This is a genomic window from Pseudoalteromonas sp. Isolate3 (assembly GCF_022398505.1).
Classification (GTDB): Bacteria; Pseudomonadota; Gammaproteobacteria; order Enterobacterales; family Alteromonadaceae; genus Pseudoalteromonas; species Pseudoalteromonas apostichopi.
Window position 1 is genome coordinate 12,273 of record NZ_JAKEVN010000011.1, and the last position, 16,905, is coordinate 29,177.

13 protein-coding genes are annotated in these 16,905 nt (G+C 41.4%); 7 read left to right on the plus strand and 6 right to left on the minus strand.

Features of this window, described 5'->3' with window-relative positions:
• The first annotated feature begins 7 nt into the window (after positions 1–7).
• Positions 8–2,305: a DNA topoisomerase IV subunit A gene (parC, locus tag L1D46_RS04110; protein WP_130049623.1), complete on the plus strand. Its 2,298-nt coding sequence runs from the start codon at positions 8–10 to the stop codon at positions 2,303–2,305.
• Positions 2,306–2,336: 31 nt separating this feature from the next.
• Here parC and L1D46_RS04115 read toward each other — a convergent pair whose 3' ends face one another.
• Together L1D46_RS04115 and L1D46_RS04120 are read right to left on the minus strand one after the other, a co-directional pair.
• Positions 2,337–3,575, minus strand: a complete 1,239-nt coding sequence (locus tag L1D46_RS04115; protein ID WP_345779674.1) for a TagA domain-containing protein — start codon at positions 3,573–3,575, stop codon at positions 2,337–2,339.
• A gap of 8 nt (positions 3,576–3,583) precedes the next feature.
• A complete protein-coding gene (locus tag L1D46_RS04120; RefSeq protein ID WP_275668398.1) occupies positions 3,584–4,651 on the minus strand; it encodes a M66 family metalloprotease in 1,068 nt (355 codons plus the stop codon).
• A 272-nt stretch (positions 4,652–4,923) separates the two neighbouring features.
• On the opposite strand from L1D46_RS04120, the gene L1D46_RS04125 reads away from it, so the two are divergent.
• From L1D46_RS04125 to L1D46_RS04135, 3 genes are all read left to right on the plus strand, one after another.
• Complete coding sequence (locus L1D46_RS04125) at positions 4,924–5,637, plus strand: 1-acylglycerol-3-phosphate O-acyltransferase (protein WP_239976852.1); 714 nt, start codon at positions 4,924–4,926, stop codon at positions 5,635–5,637.
• Positions 5,637–5,972, plus strand: coding sequence for a ribonuclease E inhibitor RraB (gene rraB / locus L1D46_RS04130; protein ID WP_167658182.1), 336 nt, complete (start codon positions 5,637–5,639; stop codon positions 5,970–5,972). The genes L1D46_RS04125 and rraB overlap by 1 nt, the downstream gene beginning before the upstream one ends.
• Positions 5,973–6,174: 202 nt before the next feature.
• Positions 6,175–7,392 (plus strand): HD-GYP domain-containing protein, encoded by a 1,218-nt coding sequence (locus L1D46_RS04135; RefSeq protein ID WP_167658181.1) that lies wholly within the window; start codon positions 6,175–6,177, stop codon positions 7,390–7,392.
• On the opposite strand, the gene L1D46_RS04140 is transcribed toward L1D46_RS04135, so the two are convergent.
• Positions 7,352–7,675, minus strand: a complete 324-nt coding sequence (locus L1D46_RS04140; protein ID WP_167658180.1) for a hypothetical protein — start codon at positions 7,673–7,675, stop codon at positions 7,352–7,354. The genes L1D46_RS04135 and L1D46_RS04140 overlap by 41 nt on opposite strands.
• Before the next feature lie 336 nt (positions 7,676–8,011).
• On the opposite strand from L1D46_RS04140, the gene L1D46_RS04145 reads away from it, so the two are divergent.
• Positions 8,012–9,289: an outer membrane protein transport protein gene (locus L1D46_RS04145; protein ID WP_130049618.1), complete on the plus strand. Its 1,278-nt coding sequence runs from the start codon at positions 8,012–8,014 to the stop codon at positions 9,287–9,289.
• Between the two features lie 114 nt (positions 9,290–9,403).
• On the opposite strand, the gene L1D46_RS04150 is transcribed toward L1D46_RS04145, so the two are convergent.
• The 3 genes from L1D46_RS04150 to pepA all read right to left on the minus strand — a co-directional run bounded on the left by L1D46_RS04150 (position 9,404) and on the right by pepA (position 14,370).
• Positions 9,404–12,259, minus strand: a complete 2,856-nt coding sequence (locus L1D46_RS04150; protein ID WP_167658179.1) for a valine--tRNA ligase — start codon at positions 12,257–12,259, stop codon at positions 9,404–9,406.
• 23 nt (positions 12,260–12,282) lie between these two features.
• Entirely contained in the window at positions 12,283–12,729 is a 447-nt protein-coding gene (locus tag L1D46_RS04155) for a DNA polymerase III subunit chi (RefSeq protein ID WP_130049616.1), read from the minus strand.
• Between the two features lie 126 nt (positions 12,730–12,855).
• On the minus strand, positions 12,856–14,370 hold the full coding sequence (gene pepA, locus L1D46_RS04160) for a leucyl aminopeptidase (RefSeq protein WP_130049615.1): 1,515 nt from the start codon (positions 14,368–14,370) through the stop codon (positions 12,856–12,858).
• A gap of 322 nt (positions 14,371–14,692) precedes the next feature.
• Here pepA and lptF point away from each other — a divergent pair, with 322 nt between their 5' ends.
• Positions 14,693–15,805 (plus strand): LPS export ABC transporter permease LptF, encoded by a 1,113-nt coding sequence (lptF, locus tag L1D46_RS04165; protein ID WP_239976855.1) that lies wholly within the window; start codon positions 14,693–14,695, stop codon positions 15,803–15,805.
• Positions 15,802–16,869, plus strand: a complete 1,068-nt coding sequence (lptG, locus tag L1D46_RS04170; protein WP_239976856.1) for an LPS export ABC transporter permease LptG — start codon at positions 15,802–15,804, stop codon at positions 16,867–16,869. Before lptF ends, lptG begins: the two co-directional genes overlap by 4 nt.
• Positions 16,870–16,905 lie beyond the last annotated feature (36 nt).

Genomic DNA, 16,905 nt, shown 5'->3' on the forward strand with positions numbered 1-16,905 from the left:
AGCGTTAATGAGTGATACAGATACCTTGCTGATGCAAGGCGTAGAACAACAAACAATGGGGCGCTTTACTGAAGACGCCTACTTAAACTACTCAATGTACGTCATTATGGACCGTGCTTTACCTCACGTAGGTGACGGTCTAAAACCTGTACAGCGTCGTATCATTTATGCAATGAGCGAACTGGGGTTATCGGCACAAGCAAAATATAAAAAATCAGCGCGTACCGTGGGTGATGTACTAGGTAAATACCACCCGCATGGTGATAGTGCTTGTTACGAAGCGATGGTGTTAATGGCACAGCCGTTTTCTTATCGCTACCCGCTGGTGGATGGTCAAGGTAACTGGGGTGCTGCGGATGATCCTAAGTCATTTGCTGCAATGCGTTACACCGAAGCGCGTTTATCTAAGTTCTCAGAAGTTCTACTAAAAGAGCTTGGTCAAGGCACCGTAGATTGGACCGCAAACTTTGACGGCACACTCGATGAGCCAATGGTATTGCCTGCGCGTTTACCGCATATCTTACTTAATGGTGTAACCGGTATTGCGGTGGGTATGGCAACTGATATACCCCCACATAATGTTCGTGAAGTTGCCAGTGCTTGTTGTTTATTACTTGATAAGCCAAAGACTGAAATCGAAGAGTTGCTTGAGTTAGTGCATGCGCCTGACTACCCAACAGAAGCTGAGATCATCACACCGAAAGACGATATTCGTAAGATTTATCAAACTGGACGTGGCTCTATCAAGATGCGTGCAATTTACACTGAAGAGCAAGGCGACATTGTGATCACTGCGCTGCCTCACCAGTGTTCAGGTGCAAAAGTGCTCGAGCAAATAGCAGCTCAAATGAATGCTAAAAAGCTGCCGATGGTTGCGGATTTACGTGACGAATCTGATCACGAAAATCCAACCCGTATTGTAATTGTTCCACGCTCAAACCGCATTAAAGCTGAGCCATTAATGGCTCACTTATTTGCAACCACAGATTTAGAAAAAAACTACCGTGTAAACCTAAACATGCTTGGCCTTGATGGTCGTCCGCAAGTTAAAGATTTACGTAGTATCTTAACAGAGTGGTTAACGTTCCGCCGCGAAACAGTTCGCCGTCGCTTACAACACCGTTTAGATAAAGTACTCGCACGCTTACATATTTTAGAAGGTTTATTAACGGCCTTTTTAAACATTGATGAAGTCATCGAAATTATCCGTACTGAAGATAAACCAAAGCCTGTTTTAATGGAGCGTTTTGGTTTAACTGATATTCAAGCGGAAGCGATTTTAGAGTTAAAACTACGTCATTTAGCAAAACTTGAAGAGTTCAAGATAAAAGGTGAGCAAGATGAGCTTGCGCTTGAGCGTGACAAGTTAGAGCAAACTCTTGGTTCAGAGCGTCGTATGTCGACCTTGATGAAAAAAGAAATCCAAGAAGCGGCTGAAATGTACGGTGATGAACGTCGCTCGCCAGTCGTTGAGCGTGTCGAAGCTAAAGCTCTTAGTGAAAAAGATCTTATCCCTTCAGAGTCAGTCACCGTTGTATTATCTGAAAAAGGCTGGGCTCGTGTCGGTAAAGGTCATGATTTAGATGTTGAAGGACTAAGTTATAAATCAGGCGACAGCTATAAAGCCTCTGCGCGAGGTAAGAGTAATCAGCCAGCAGTGTTCCTTGACTCAAGTGGTCGTGCTTTTGCGACTGATGCGCATAGCTTACCTTCAGCACGAAGCCAAGGTGAGCCTATGACTGGGCGTTTTAATTTAAGCTCTGGCGCTAACTTTGAGCATGTGGTGATGGCAGAAGATAACCAAGTGTTGTTAATGGCTTCAGATGCGGGTTACGGCTTTATTAGCGACTTTAAAGATCTTGTGAGTAAGAACAAAAACGGTAAAGCGCTGGTTAGCGTACCTAAAGGCGGTGAATTACTCGCGCCAATTAGAGTTACTGATGTAGCGACAGATTACTGTATGGCTATTTCTAACGAAGGCCGAATGTTGTTATTCCCACTGCGCGATCTACCTAAGCTTAGTAAGGGTAAAGGAAATAAGATTATTTCTATTCCTAGTGCGAAAGTACAAGCTCGTGAAGAGTTCGTAAAAGTGCTCGCGGTTGTACCAGAAGGCAGTAGTGTAACCTTACATGCAGGAAAGCGAAAACTGACACTTAAACCAAGTGATCTTGAGCATTACCATGGCGAACGGGGTAGGCGAGGTAACAAGTTACCGCGTGGTCTACAACGGGTAGATGAAGCTGTTATTGAATTTACACAAGTTGATGATAATGAAGAGCCAACTTCAGAAGTAACAGAATAAAAATAAGGCCCGAAAGGGCCTTATTTTTTCATCAATTCGCTATAACTTTCATTGATGCCGGTTTAGAAAAGTTAAGATAATGACCATTATCAGCTTTTACTTCCATTAATTCCTGATGACTTGTATGCCCGGTAAATTGAGCTGTTCGTCGATAAGAGAGGTTCGGCCAATCTGATAATACAACGGCTACACCGGGGGCTGCTTTTATATAAACTGGGTGTTTATAAATAAAAGAAGGTAGTTTGTAATCAGAGCGTTCATTTGCACTGAGGCAGTACTCACTTTGATCTATTAAGCTCACAATACAACCTAAGGCTTCTTTTGAACTAAAAACGCGCATTGATCTTGGCTTAGAAAAGTCAAGGTAATGGCCATTTTTAGCAAGTACTTTTTTAAGTTTTTCATGTTCAACAGTTCCATTGAACGTAGCTATACGGTTATAAGACAAATTAGTGTAATCAGATAACATGACTTGCAAACCTTGTGGTGCTCTCACATAAATTGGCTTCTTGTGCACAAATGCAGGTAAAGAACTTACTTTTTGCCCATCCTCAAGACAAAACTCCTCATTTGTTTCAATATTAACAATACAGGCTTTTGGCTTGTCGAATGTACTGGCTATCGAGGTTGCTAAATTTTGTTTTGCGGGTTTTAAATTTTTAGCTACTAAGATATTTGAACCACAGTGAATCGAAGCAAAAACAGGATTGGCAGACTGTTCGATATTGATATGAAACTTATTCATTTTATCTGTATTTAATCGATTCTCAGGCAAATTAAAAGTTTTTGTACCTGCTTTTTCAGTGACCACAATTAATTGGCAGCTAGACTTTGCAAAGTTATCTTTATACACCGCACCAGATGAGCCATGAAGCGCAGGATAGATAAAGCTTGAAAGTTGCTTGTTGGGATCATAAAAGCCAATCAGAGTCGTAATGGCAACATCTTGCTTGTAAGGTGTTCTTTGCAAATTACTCTTCGTATTTGTATCTACTACAATATTACTCCACGGTTCCATTTTTTTACTAACAGGATTCCATTTTGTGAAACCTGTCATTGAACTTGGAGAAAAATTAGCTTTGCTTTCAAAAAAACGCTGAATACGATTTAGCTCATATGGAGTGTGTAACGTATATTTATTGAATTCGTAATACATTGGCCCACCACCAGACATTGATCCTTTACCATATTGGTGGCCATTAAAAGACGCAATACACGTTTCCTTATAGCAACGGTCTTTGTAAGTTACTATAGATGAAAAGTTAGGTATAAATTTATCTAAATCCGCATCCCAACCCCAGGTTGAGTTACGTTCATCCGCAGGAGATGCAACACACCATCTAAACCACCAGGGTAGTGTCCCATACCATAATTATGGCCAAGTTCATGGCTAAACTCATTTCCTTCAGAGCGGCGCAAGGTGACCATTCCAGCCCCTCCGGATAAACCATGAACAAAAATACCATTACTATATTTACCGATAGCATTATGAGCGGTTAATTGTGCACTACTGAATGGATGTGAAGTGGGACCAGACATTCCTGAAGCGTTAATTCCATAGTTAGCGTTATTAATACCGTGGGAAAATAAGTTCTTTGCGATTTGATGACGCATATCACCGCTATAAACCCCTCCTTTACTCGGATCTGAGTCGGTAAGTAAGTTACCATTTGGCAACATTACTTCAGTAAGGTGAATCGGCTCGAACTTATTAACTGTTAATTTACTGAGCGGGACTTGTTGGAAATACTGTCGATGTAAGTCTGGATCATTTTGAAATGTGAATTTGTCACGATAAGGCGTAAGTAAACCAATATCTATTGTGTTAATGATTAAGTTTGAGCTTCCACCTACAGTAACGTTCTTCAGCTCTCCTTGTTTCTCTTCAAACTGGAAAGAGAGGCGCATATTTGGTTTAACAACAGATGCGGGGACTATAGTTGAAAATGTGTCTTCACTATAACTAATTGGGTTGTCACTATCTTCAAACCCAAAAGGTTTAGTGAAGTTTTCTGGCGAGCGCATATATGTTTGGTAAAGCAGGCTATTATTGTGATCAAGTACGCTTAATATAATTTTTGCATCATTATTCAATTTATCATGTGGCTTAAACATGATCATCGTTCTTCGTTCGGCTACCAAGTGAGGTTGAATGTCGTCTTCAACCCCATTTTGTGATGGCGTAATTGAGTTTTGTGCAAAAAGGACCGTGGCTGGGAAGTTTCCTGTTGTGTCACTATGAAACTCGTTTTGATTAAATGTATTGGTCTGTAAGGCCGATGCATTAAAGGAGTGACACAAAGCAAATGAGCCAAGTAACGCTATGACTATAGGAGTTTTTTTCATTAGCACTTACCGTTTTTTGTAGTTTATAAATAGGGTAGGGGTATGAAAAAGTTAGCATTTTAAAAGCCATTACTCTTTAAGAGGCTTCATAAATTTTTTTGAGAAAAATCTGTAAATACAAAGAGGCCTCTCACGTTTGTTTGTCGTTTTTATGCTCATTATTTGTAGTGAAATGATGATATATTGCTTAGGCTTACACATGTGCGCTTAAAGCTATGGCTATGGCACTTTTCACGTTATAATGCGCGCTGTTTAGTACGAGGAGAATTCGTTTGTTAGCTTTTTTTCGCATCATTTTCATGGCTTTATTTATAATTTTAAGCTGTGTGTTTGGTTTGCTCTTATGTCTTGTTAAGCCATTTCATACCAATAATGTACATATTATTTCAGGTTGGTTTTGCAAGGTAGCTAAAATTTTAGGTGTAAAACTTGAGCTTAAATACCACGATGATCCAAAAAATATAGGCCCTGCTGTGTATGTGGCAAATCATCAAAATAACTATGACCTATTCACTTTACCTGCCATGGTGCCAGAGAACTGCGTAAGCCTAGGTAAAAAAAGCCTTAAATGGATCCCGTTTTTTGGTCAGCTGTATTGGTTATCGGGTAACATATTGATTGACCGTGCAAATCGTTCAAAAGCCGCAGGCACAATTTCTAAATCAGCTGAGAAAATAAAACAAAAAGGTCTATCTGTTTGGATGTTTCCTGAGGGCACACGAAGCTATGGTCGTGGTTTATTACCTTTTAAAACAGGGGCATTTCACACAGCAATGAGTGCTGATGTGCCCGTTGTGCCAGTTTGTATGAGTACAACGCACAAAACTATTAAGCTAAATCGCTGGGATAATGGTACAATTTACCTCGAAATGTTAGCGCCGATTTATCTTGATAAAGACGTATCTGCTCGTGACCATGCTTCACATGTTCATCAGATTATGGCTGCTAAAATAACTGAATTAGATGCTCAAGTGAGAAACAAATAATGGAAAATTGGCGCGAAATTACTGAAGACATCGTTACTTCATTACTTGAAGATGGCTCAGATCCTGAAGTACTTTATGAAGTGGAACACCACTTTGTTAGCGAAAATTTTGAAAAGTTAGAGCAAGCAGCTTTAGCCGCTTTTAAACTAGGATACGATGTTGAAGAGCCAGCTGAACTTGAGCTAGAAGACGGCGAGAAAGTATGGAGCTTTGACGTGGTTGTTGAGTGTGAGCTTGACGTAGAAGCTATTATGGAAGATGTCGATAAGCTAGAAGCACTTGCTCAGCAAACAGGTGTTGAATACGACGGCTGGGGCACTTACTTTCAGGAATAAACAGCTAGAGAGCTGTCAGCTATCAGCCGTCAGCTTTCAGGGATAAAGTTAGCGAGTTGCTACTTTCTAACTTTCCCCTAGAAACTTTCTAACTTCCTCCTTTCTAACTCATACCTATTTCGTATTCGCTACCCAATCTATAGACATTTGTAAGCAATTAGCGATAATAAAAAACTCGATGTTTTATGCGCTAAGCTCACATATGCTTATTACCTTACCCATTGCCGAACTTGTACCAGGGATGTTTGTTGACAGTGTCAGTAAGCAACAAGAGCATGTAAATAGTATTAAGATCAAAACACGTGGTTTAGTGCGTGATAAAACAATTATTCAACGCCTGATCTCTGAAGGGGTTGAAGAGCTACTCATCGACTTTACACAAAGCGATGTTGCACTGCCTAAAAAATACCAACCAAAACCTGAACCGGCTAAACCGAAAGTTGAACAAAAGCCTGCAGCTAATGGCTCACCGCAAGGGATCACGGTTCAACAAGAGTTTCTAAAAGCCAGCGTGCATTACGAACAACATAGCCGAAAACTGCAAAGTTTCTACTCTGATATTACATCGGGTTTGAAAATGAATGTATCGGTGCTTGATGATATCGCCGTTGATATAGTCAGCTCGGTATTTCGTAATCACAATGCATTAACTATTTTAACTCGCCTCAAAGATAAGCATATTTATAACTGGCGGCACATGATCAACACCGCGATTTTGGTGAGTGTGTTTGCCAAGTATTTAGGCTACAAAGAAAAGACAATTAAAGAGCTGGCAATGGGTGCATTGATGCACGATATCGGTCAAGCGAAAATGCCACAAGGTGTACTATCTAAACCAAGCGCTTTGAATGACAATGAAATGCAAGTTGTTAAAAAGCATGTGGCACAGAGCCTTGGCTTAGTAAAAGGTGAAAAGGGCATTACACCATTAATGCTCGATATGATAGTAAATCACCATGAGCGTTTAGATGGTACAGGTTACCCACGTGGTATTGCTGCTGAAAAGCTTAGTCGCGCAGCACGAATGATGGCCATTGTTGATGTTTATGATGCGATGACTGCAGATAGACCTCATCAAATGGGTGAAGAGCCAATCTCAGCTCTGCGTTATTTACTTGCTAATAAACAATTGTTTGATTCTGAATTAGTACAACGTTTTATTAAATGCTTGGGTGTGCATCCAGTTGGCACAATCGTTAAGTTAAACAATGAGCGCTTAGCGCTAGTTATGGAGGGTAACCACGAAAATCCTATTAAGCCAAAGATAAAGGTTTTCTATAATGCTAAGCACAAGCACCATATTACAGCTAAAGATGTCGATCTAAGCGTAGAAAAAGAACTAAAAATTATGGCTAGCATCAAACCATTAGATTATCAGCTTAATTTGGCTCGTTTGTTAAAAGAGCATCTGCTTGTTTAGACTTAATACAGCGTTTTTTGGCGCTGCGTTTTGCTGATATAAATGCACCACTAAAACAACTTGTCATTAATACCAACCAAAGCAAAGAGCCTTTTTCCACATGTAAGGCCACGCAACAGAATAGAAGCGATAAAACAGCACTCAGCATAGCACCTAGCCAATAGTGATTAACTGGGTTATCGCAATCACCTGCTTTAGTACAAGCGCAATAGTTTGCTTTACAAAAATAATGAACGCTGACACCGCATAATATCAGTGCTGCAATAATCAATGCGATTTCCATACTCAAGCTCTACAGAAAAACCTTTATTTTTAGTCTAATAGGACGTGAAATAGATGTCAATGCAAATGATAACTACTATCACTTGGTGTTTTTGTAATCAGACCTCTGATGAGTTTTAATAAGTTGTTATCTCGTTGTTAAAATGTCGGTTTTTTACCTAATTCTAACGAAAAATTACAGTTTTTTGATCTTAATTAAGGTAATGTTCGAAAGTTTGTAATTATTAGAATAAAACATCTAATACCAACATACAGCGCTAATCTTTTATGCTTAACTAATAGGTTGCCCTCGTTGTTGGATTAGCTTTCGCACAAGTTTGCAAGAGGACACAGATTTATGAAGTTCACTAAAACACTTATTGCAGCATCACTTGCTGTTGTTTCTGCTGACAGCTTTGCTGCAGCTTTCCAATTAGCTGAGCAAAACGTATCAGGTTTAGGTCGTGCATATGCTGGTGAAGCAGCTGTTGCTGATGACGCGTCTGTTGTTGCTCGTAACCCTGCACTTATGTCTTTATTCAAAGACAAGCAAATTTCAGTTGCAGGTATTGCGGTAATTCCAGATGTAAGCTTAAAAGGTGAAAGTGCTGCGTACGGCTTAGATAAAAGCTCTATCGATGATGATAGTATCGCTCCATCTGCATTTATACCTGCAGGATACTTCACTATGCCTTTAAACGACAAAGTGTCTTTAGGCTTTGGTGCTTTTTCAAACTTCGGTCTTTCAACTGAATTTAAAGACGATTACGCAGCGGGTTCTATCGCAGGTGAAACTGAAATCGTTACAATTAACATGAATGCAAGCGCTTCATACAAAATTAATGAACAGTTCAGTCTAGGCCTTGGCTTAAACTATGTTTATGCAGATGCTAAAGTTGTTCGTAATGCAGGTACTAACCCGTTTGGTTTACCAGCTAGCACGCAAATCGCTCACCTTGAAGGTGACGACTACGGCTTTGGTTGGAATATTGGCGCAATGTATCAGTTAGACGAAAACAGTCGTTTTGGTTTTAACTACCGTAGCGAAACTGATATCGACTTTGAAGGTGAGTACTCAAACCAACTTCCAGCAGCTGTTGGCGGCTTAGCGGGTACTGTAGTACCTGGTGAGTTAAAATTAACTTTACCAGCAATTGCTGAGTTCTCAGGTTCACACCAAATTGATAAGAAGCTTGGTGTACATTACAGCATCTTATGGACTGGTTGGGACAGCTTCCAAAAGTTAGAAGCTTATACACCAAGCCAAGAAACGCCAGTATTCTCTAAAGCAGAGAACTTCTCTGATTCAATGCGTTACTCTATTGGTACTGACTACCAATACAGCGATGCACTTTTACTTCGTGCAGGTATTGCCTACGATGAGTCGCCAGCAGACCAATCACACCTTTCAATCTCTATCCCTGATACAGATCGTTTTTGGTTCTCATTTGGTGGTAACTACGCATTTAGTGAAAACTCAAATGTTGATTTAGGTGTAAGTATCCTTCGTGGTAAAACACAGAACTTCTCAGAAAAAGACAGCTTAGCGGCTTCTTTAGGCCAAGATGTTTCATGGGAATATGAATCAAAAGGTCACGCAGTACTAGTTGGTGCTCAGTACAACTACAAATTTTAATTGTGACGCGACGTAAAGCCGCTGCTACAGAGCATTAAAAAGCCGCGCTATAACAATGTCATAGCGCGGCTTTTTTGTAAGCGTGATTTTATATCACGCTTAATTACTTGTAAGTTATAGACTTTCGATTTTCGCTTTTTGCGCTAATAGTTTGTCTTTCGCATCTGTAAATTCAGCCAGTTTAGCATGCTCTTTAGCAAGCACTGCTTCTGGTGCGTTATTTACGAACTTCTCGTTAGCTAACTTGTTTTGAACTTGTGCTAAGCCTTTTTCTGCTTTTTCAAGCTGCTTCGCGATACGAGCAAGTTCAGCTTCAACATCGATTAAGCCAGCCATTGGGATCATGATCTCAAGGTTGCCAACATACGAAGTTGCACACGCTGGTGCATCGTCTTTGTTATCAAGTAGCGTGAACTCCTCAAGCTTAGCAAGAGAAGCTAAGAATGCTTCGTTTTCCGTTAAGCGGCGCTTGTCTTCATCAGACGCGTTAGCAAGCAATACAGATAGAGGCTTACTTGGGCTGATATCCATTTCACCACGGATGTTACGAATAGCAAGAATGAATTGCTTAACCCACTCTAGGTCAGCCATCGCTTGGCTATCAACATTTGCTTCATTGTAAAGAGGGAAACCTTGAACCATGATGCTAGTGTTGGCAGTTTCGATACCTGCAAGTGGCGCAACACGTTGCCAAATCGTTTCAGTGATGTAAGGCATTAACGGGTGCATCAAGCGTAGTAGGCTTTCTAATACTGTGATTAAGGTATGACGAGTACCACGTTGTTGTGCTTCGTTACCTTTAAACAATACTGGTTTAGTAAGCTCTAGGTACCAGTCACAGAATTGGTTCCACGTGAACTCATAAATGGTGTTTGCTGCTAGATCAAAACGGTAGTTTTCTAGATGCTCAGTATAGGTTTTAACAGTTGCTTCAAATTGGCCTAAAATCCAACGATCAGCTAGTGAGTACTGTTTTTCAGCATCTGTAGCGAAGCCACAGTCTTGCTCTTCTGTATTCATTAATACGTAACGGCTCGCGTTCCATAGTTTGTTACAGAAGTTACGGTAACCTTCAAGACGATTCATATCCCAGTTGATATCACGACCCGTTGAAGCCATTGCCGCAAGGGTGAAACGCAGTGCATCTGTACCGTGTGCTTCAATACCATTTTCGAATGTTTTACGGGTATTTTTCTCAATCTTCTTCGCCAGTTGTGGCTGCATCATGTTACCAGTGCGCTTTTCAACTAGGCTTTCAAGGTCGATACCGTCAATCATATCGATAGGATCAAGTACGTTACCTTTCGACTTAGACATCTTATCGCCGTTTTCATCACGGATAAGGCCAGTTACGTAAACGGTTTTAAATGGTACTTGTGGCTTGCCGTCTTCATCTTTGATGAAGTGCATGGTCATCATGATCATACGAGCAACCCAGAAGAAGATGATGTCGAAACCTGTTACCAATACGTCAGACGGGTGGAAAGTTTTTAAATCATCAGTGTTTGCCGGCCAGCCTTGCGTTGAGAAAGTCCAAAGCGCAGATGAGAACCAAGTATCTAAAACGTCTTCGTCTTGTTTAAGTGCAACATCATCAGCAAGGTTGTTATCGCGGCGTACTTCAGCTTCGTCACGACCAACGTATACGTTACCTTCGTTGTCGTACCAAGCAGGAATGCGGTGACCCCACCAAAGCTGACGTGAAATACACCAATCTTGTACGTCGTTCATCCACGAAAAGTACATGTTCTCGTATTGTTGAGGTACAAATTTAATATCGCCATTTTTAACTGCTTCTTTCGCAGGCTCTGCTAGAGGTGCTACGCGAACATACCATTGGTCTGTAAGAAGTGGCTCAATTACTACGCCAGAACGGTCACCGTAAGGTACCGTTAGGCTGTGATCTTCGATTTTTTCTAGTAGGCCAAGTTCTTCAAATTCAGCAACGATTGCTTTGCGAGCATCAAAGCGGTCAAGGCCGTGTAAACGCTCTGGAATTGGCGCATCTAACTCAAGCTCTTTACCGTCGAATGTGTAGCTTTCGCCTTCGCTTAATACAGCAGCATCTTTATTGAAGATGTTGATCATTGGTAGTTGGTGACGTTTACCCACTTCGTTATCGTTAAAGTCGTGGGCAGGCGTGATTTTCACACAACCTGTGCCTTTTTCCATGTCTGCATGCTCATCGGCAACAATTGGAATACGACGGTTTACGATAGGCAGTAAAATTTCTTTTCCGATTAGGTCTTGGTAACGCTCATCATCAGGGTTAACAGCAACACCTGAATCACCTAGCATTGTTTCAGGACGTGTTGTCGCAACAATGATGTAGTCTTTACCATCTTTGGTTTTTACGCCATCAGCAAGTGGGTACCGTAGGTTCCACATGTGACCTTGTTTGTCTTTGTTTTCAACTTCAAGATCAGAAATCGCTGTGTGTAGTTTAGGATCCCAGTTAACTAGGCGCTTACCACGGTAGATTAAATCTTCTTTGTGAAGACGTACAAATACTTCCTTTACGGCTTCAGAAAGGCCTTCATCCATAGTGAAACGCTCACGGTCCCAATCTACAGAAGCGCCTAAACGACGTAATTGTTTAGTGATCGTGCCGCCAGAGTGGTTTTTCCATTCCCAGATTTTATCGATAAATGCTTCACGGCCTAGGTCGTGACGTGTTTTACCTTCTTCAGCAGCAAGCTTACGCTCAACAAGCATTTGTGTTGCGATACCCGCGTGGTCAGTACCTACTTGCCATAATGTGTTGTTGCCTTGCATACGCTTTAAGCGCGTTAGCGTATCCATGATGGTATCTTGGAACGCGTGGCCCATGTGTAAGCTACCCGTGACGTTTGGTGGCGGGATCATAATTGAGTATGCGTCACCTTGGCCAGACGGTTTAAAGTAGCCATTTTCTTCCCAGCCTTGGTATAAAGACTGTTCAATATCTTGCGGATTATAGGTTTTATCCATTACACAGAACCTTAAATAAATGCTTAAATGTCAATTTCTTGCGTTGCAATATGGGCGCCCAGTTGGCGAAGCTTTTTAAACCGCTCACGGGCGGCTTGTTTAGCATTTGGCTCAACGGGTACGAAATCATAAACCTGCTGAAAACGACGGATAAAATCCGGTAGGTGTTCAGCTAAGTTGATTAATATTTTTCTGTTGCCGACAGGTGGAGTCATACCAATCTCAACCGGAGCGCCACCTTTAGGGCCTTCACCTTGTAAGTTGTGAGGTACGAAACTATCTGGTTCAAATGACCAAATAATGTCGTCGATTGTGTGGGCCGTGTCGGTGTTATCGGCGTAAATAAATACGCGATGACCTAGACGATACTGATCTGCAGCAATTTTGGCTGCAAGATCGAAAACAGCGTCTGCCGTTTGGTGGACACTATCATCTTGTTTTAGAACGTAAAATTGTGCGTTCATATTCATAGTGACTTTCGTCCCCACAGATACACAGATCAAAGCAGGGATTTTGACATAGAACGCGAATTGCTTCAATTAATAAGGCGCCATTTGGCGCCTTATTTAGGGTTAGTTTTAAGCTTTCGACAAGGCTTAATCGTGACTTGCTTCACTTATGCCCGCACGGTTTAACAAATACTGGGTTAACATAGGAACCGGACGACCAGTTGCACCTTTGTTTTTACCGCCGCTGCGCCATGCTGTACCTGCGATATCTAAATGCGCCCAGTTGTATTTTTTGGTGAATTTAGATAAGAAGCATGCTGCTGTAATCGTACCTGCAGCACGACCACCTAAGTTGGTAAAATCAGCGAATGGGCTTTCAAGTTGCTCTTGATAGTCATCCCATAGCGGAAGCTGCCATGCGCGGTCGCCACTTTGCTCAGACGCTTTAAGTAGGTCATGGGCAAGTGGGTTATGGTTAGATAGTAAGCCCGTTGCATGTGAACCCAGAGCAATAATACACGCACCCGTAAGTGTTGCTACGTCGACAACAGTATCTGGTTCGAAACGCTCAACATAAGTTAGGGCATCACACAGCACTAAACGACCTTCAGCATCAGTGTTTAACACTTCAACGGTTTGACCTGACATCGTTGTTAAAATATCACCAGGGCGATAAGCATTTGACCCTGGCATGTTTTCACAACCGGCTAAAACACCGACAACGTTGATAGGTAACTGCATTTGTACCAATGCGCGCATAGTACCAATAACACCCGCTGCACCACCCATATCGTATTTCATTTCATCCATGGCTTCGCCAGGCTTGATTGAAATACCGCCTGAGTCAAAGGTTAAGCCTTTACCTACTAATACGATAGGTGATTGGTCTTTGTCGCCACCTTGATAGTTGATTACTGACATAACTGATTCATTAGCACTACCACGACCAACCGCTAAGTATGAATTCATGCCAAGCTCAGCCATTTTTTCTTCACCAATAATATCAACGCTTACATTATCGAAGTTATTAGCAAGCTCTTGTGCTTGTTCCCCTAAATACGCAGGGTTACAGATATTTGGTGGCATGTTGGCAACGTCTTTACATAATTTGCTACCTGCAGCGATTGCTAAGCCATGCTCAATGGCGCTTTCGCCAATTGTTAACTCGCGGCGTGTTGGCACGTTGAAAACAATTTTACGAAGTGGGCGACGCGGATCGCTCTTTTTGCTTTTCAGTTGGTTGAAGGTGTATAAGCAGTCTTGAGTTGTTTCAACTGCTTGGCGCACTTTCCAGTAGGTGTCGCGGCTTTTAACGTGTTGCTCTGTTAAAAAGCATACTGCTTCCATTGAACCGGTTTCGTTTAGCGTGTTAATCGTTTTTGAGATGATTTGTTTATATTGTTTGTCATCAAGCTCACGCTCTTTACCACAACCGACTAACAACACACGCTCACTCAGTACATTTGGTACATGATGTAATAGCAATACTTGGCCTGGTTTACCTTCAAGGTCACCGCGGCGTAGCAAATTTGAGATATAACCGTCACTGATTTTATCTAATTGTTCACCAATGGGGGATAAACGACGTGGCTCATAAACGCCTACTACAATACATGCGCTACGTTGCTTTTCTGGACTACCACTTTTTACGCTAAATTCCATTGTTACTCCTGATATTGAGTCGTATAACCTTAGTTTATAAGGGTAAGAAATTCTTTTTCGAGTCCTTTCTTACATTTTTTAGTTTAATAGCACTAATCTTAGTACATAAACTATGACTCTATTTATGTGTTTTTGAACTTTATCTTAATGTGAATATCAATATCACATAATAGACGCCATCTGCACCATTTATGCAAGATTATATGTTCTTGCTAGGTATGATATTTAACTTTGATGGCATATAATAAAGTGAGTAAAATAACTAGTTTACTCAAAATTCCTTACTATTCCAGTGAAACTCGATGTTTAACAGGGGCGAGCATTGCTAATTTTTCGTTATTTGACCACTGAAGTCTTCAAGTCGCAGGTCGCCGTATTTTTAACTTTGATGACTATTTTTGTGTCTCAAAAGTTTGTCGTTATCTTAGGAGACGCCTCTGAAGGGGGTCTTCCAGCTAAACTTGTGCTTTCGATGATTGCACTAAAACTTCCTCAACTAGCTTCTCTTATACTGCCTTTGAGTATCTTCTTGGGTATTATTTTGGCGTACAGTCGCATTTATGCCGACAGCGAAATGACTGTTTTCAAAGCCTGCGGTGTTAGTGAGTGGTACGTGGTTCGGGTAACCCTTATTTCAAGCACTGCGATGGCTGTTTTAGCTGGGGCGCTGACACTTTATGTTGCGCCATGGGCCAGTGAACAAGAATATCAATTAAAAGAGCAAGCAAAAGCGGATGCAGGCTTATCGGCATTACGTGCCGGTCGTTTCCAAGAAACCGGTAACGAAAAAGCCGTGGTCTTTATTCACAATATTGAAAATGGTGGCAAAGAGCTACACAAGGTATTTGTTGCTCAGCTACCCGACCGTGAAAAAGGTGACTTAGCCCGTTTGGTGTATGCAGAACGTGGTGTGGTGATTGAGCAAGAAAACGGTGAACAGCAACTTGTTCTTAACGATGGTAAGCGCTACGAAACAGATGGCGAGTCTGCTGCGTTAAACTTAACAGAGTTCGATGGTTACAGTGTGCAAATTCAAGATCAAGAAATTGAACATCAGCGCCGTAAGTTAGAAGCTATTCCAACGCTTGATTTATTCAAAATGAAAACCTCTGAAGCCATTGCACAGTGGCAATGGCGTCTAGCTATTCCGCTGTCAATTCCATTACTAACTTTACTAGCAGTCCCTTTAAGTGTGGTAAATCCACGCCAAGGTAAATTTGCTAAATTAGTGCCTGCAATCAGCTTGTATTTAGGGTATTTCATATTACTCAATGCGGCTAAATTTGCAGTTGAAGATGGCAAAATTCCTCCTTCAATTGGTTTATGGTGGATCCATTTGTCAGCCTTATTTATTGGTGGATTCTTGATTATTAAAGGTCGCCCGCTCGGCGCATGGTTAAAAGCAGTTGTGACTAAGCGGGAGTTAAACGCATGATGAAAACACTCGACTGGTATTTAGGTCGCAGCATAATTCAAACCACCGGTTTTGCCTTAATGGTACTGGTAGGAATTAGTACCCTAATTAAGTTTATTGAGCAGTTAAAATCGGTTGGTCGTGGTAGCTATGATATTGCAACCGCGCTGATCTACACCATATACAGCATGCCGGGTGATTTAGTTATCTTCTTCCCAATGGCAGCCTTGATTGGTGGCTTAACAGGCTTAGGTGCATTGGCATCAAACAGTGAGCTGGTAGTCATGCAAGCGGCGGGTATGTCACGTTTACAAATTATTGCATCAGTAATGAAAACCGCGATGTTTATGGCGATTTGTATGATGGCGCTAGGTGAATGGGGCGCCCCTGAAGCACAGCTCAAGGCAAAAGAAATCCGTAACCAAGCAATTAATGGTGGGGATATTTTTAATGCCAAGCGCGGTGTGTGGGCTAAAGATGGCAGCAATTTCATTAATATTGAAGATGTCGATCAGCAGGGCACTTTACGCGGTGTTCACATGTATCACTTTGATAAATCGTTGCAACTTACTCAAATTACGAAAGCAAAAGAAGCCGTGAACCGTAAAGATGGTTGGTTGTTGCGTGATGTAAACAAAGTAATGATCACGCCAGAGCAAATTAGTACAGAGCAGCAAAAAGAAGAGTTTTACGACTCGCAACTGACCGCCGAGAAGCTCGGGGTGGTGTCGGTTAAGCCGGAAGCACTGTCGTTTACTGGGCTTTGGTCATATTTAAGTTACTTAAAACAGAATGAGCAAGATACTAGCACTTATGAGTTAGCTTTATGGCGTAAGGTTATGCAACCGGTATCTATAGCCGTTATGTTGTTAGTTGCCTTATCGTTTATATTTGGTCCGCTTCGCACAGTAACCATGGGTGCACGTATCATCATGGGTGTAATAACAGGTATTACTTTCCACTTAACCAATGAAATTTTTGGTCCTGTGGTGATGGTTTATCAAATTCCAGCTGTGGTTGGTGCTGTGTTACCAAGCTTACTGTTTATAGGGTTTGCTACTTATCTATTGAATAAACGAGTGTAATGCTCGTTTAAAATGCACAAAAAAGCGTGGTTTGTT

Bases quoted from the DNA above. Each gene is read 5' to 3' on its own strand.
- pepA (WP_130049615.1), bottom strand. From the start codon at position 14,370: ATGGAATTTAGCGTAAAAAGTGGTAGTCCAGAAAAGCAACGTAGCGCA.
- rraB (WP_167658182.1), top strand. From the start codon at position 5,637: ATGGAAAATTGGCGCGAAATTACTGAAGACATCGTTACTTCATTACTT.
- L1D46_RS04140 (WP_167658180.1), bottom strand. From the start codon at position 7,675: ATGGAAATCGCATTGATTATTGCAGCACTGATATTATGCGGTGTCAGC.
- L1D46_RS04145 (WP_130049618.1), top strand. From the start codon at position 8,012: ATGAAGTTCACTAAAACACTTATTGCAGCATCACTTGCTGTTGTTTCT.
- parC (WP_130049623.1), top strand. From the start codon at position 8: ATGAGTGATACAGATACCTTGCTGATGCAAGGCGTAGAACAACAAACA.
- L1D46_RS04150 (WP_167658179.1), bottom strand. From the start codon at position 12,259: ATGGATAAAACCTATAATCCGCAAGATATTGAACAGTCTTTATACCAA.
- L1D46_RS04120 (WP_275668398.1), bottom strand. From the start codon at position 4,651: ATGAAAAAAACTCCTATAGTCATAGCGTTACTTGGCTCATTTGCTTTG.
- L1D46_RS04155 (WP_130049616.1), bottom strand. From the start codon at position 12,729: ATGAATATGAACGCACAATTTTACGTTCTAAAACAAGATGATAGTGTC.
- L1D46_RS04135 (WP_167658181.1), top strand. From the start codon at position 6,175: ATGCTTATTACCTTACCCATTGCCGAACTTGTACCAGGGATGTTTGTT.
- lptG (WP_239976856.1), top strand. From the start codon at position 15,802: ATGATGAAAACACTCGACTGGTATTTAGGTCGCAGCATAATTCAAACC.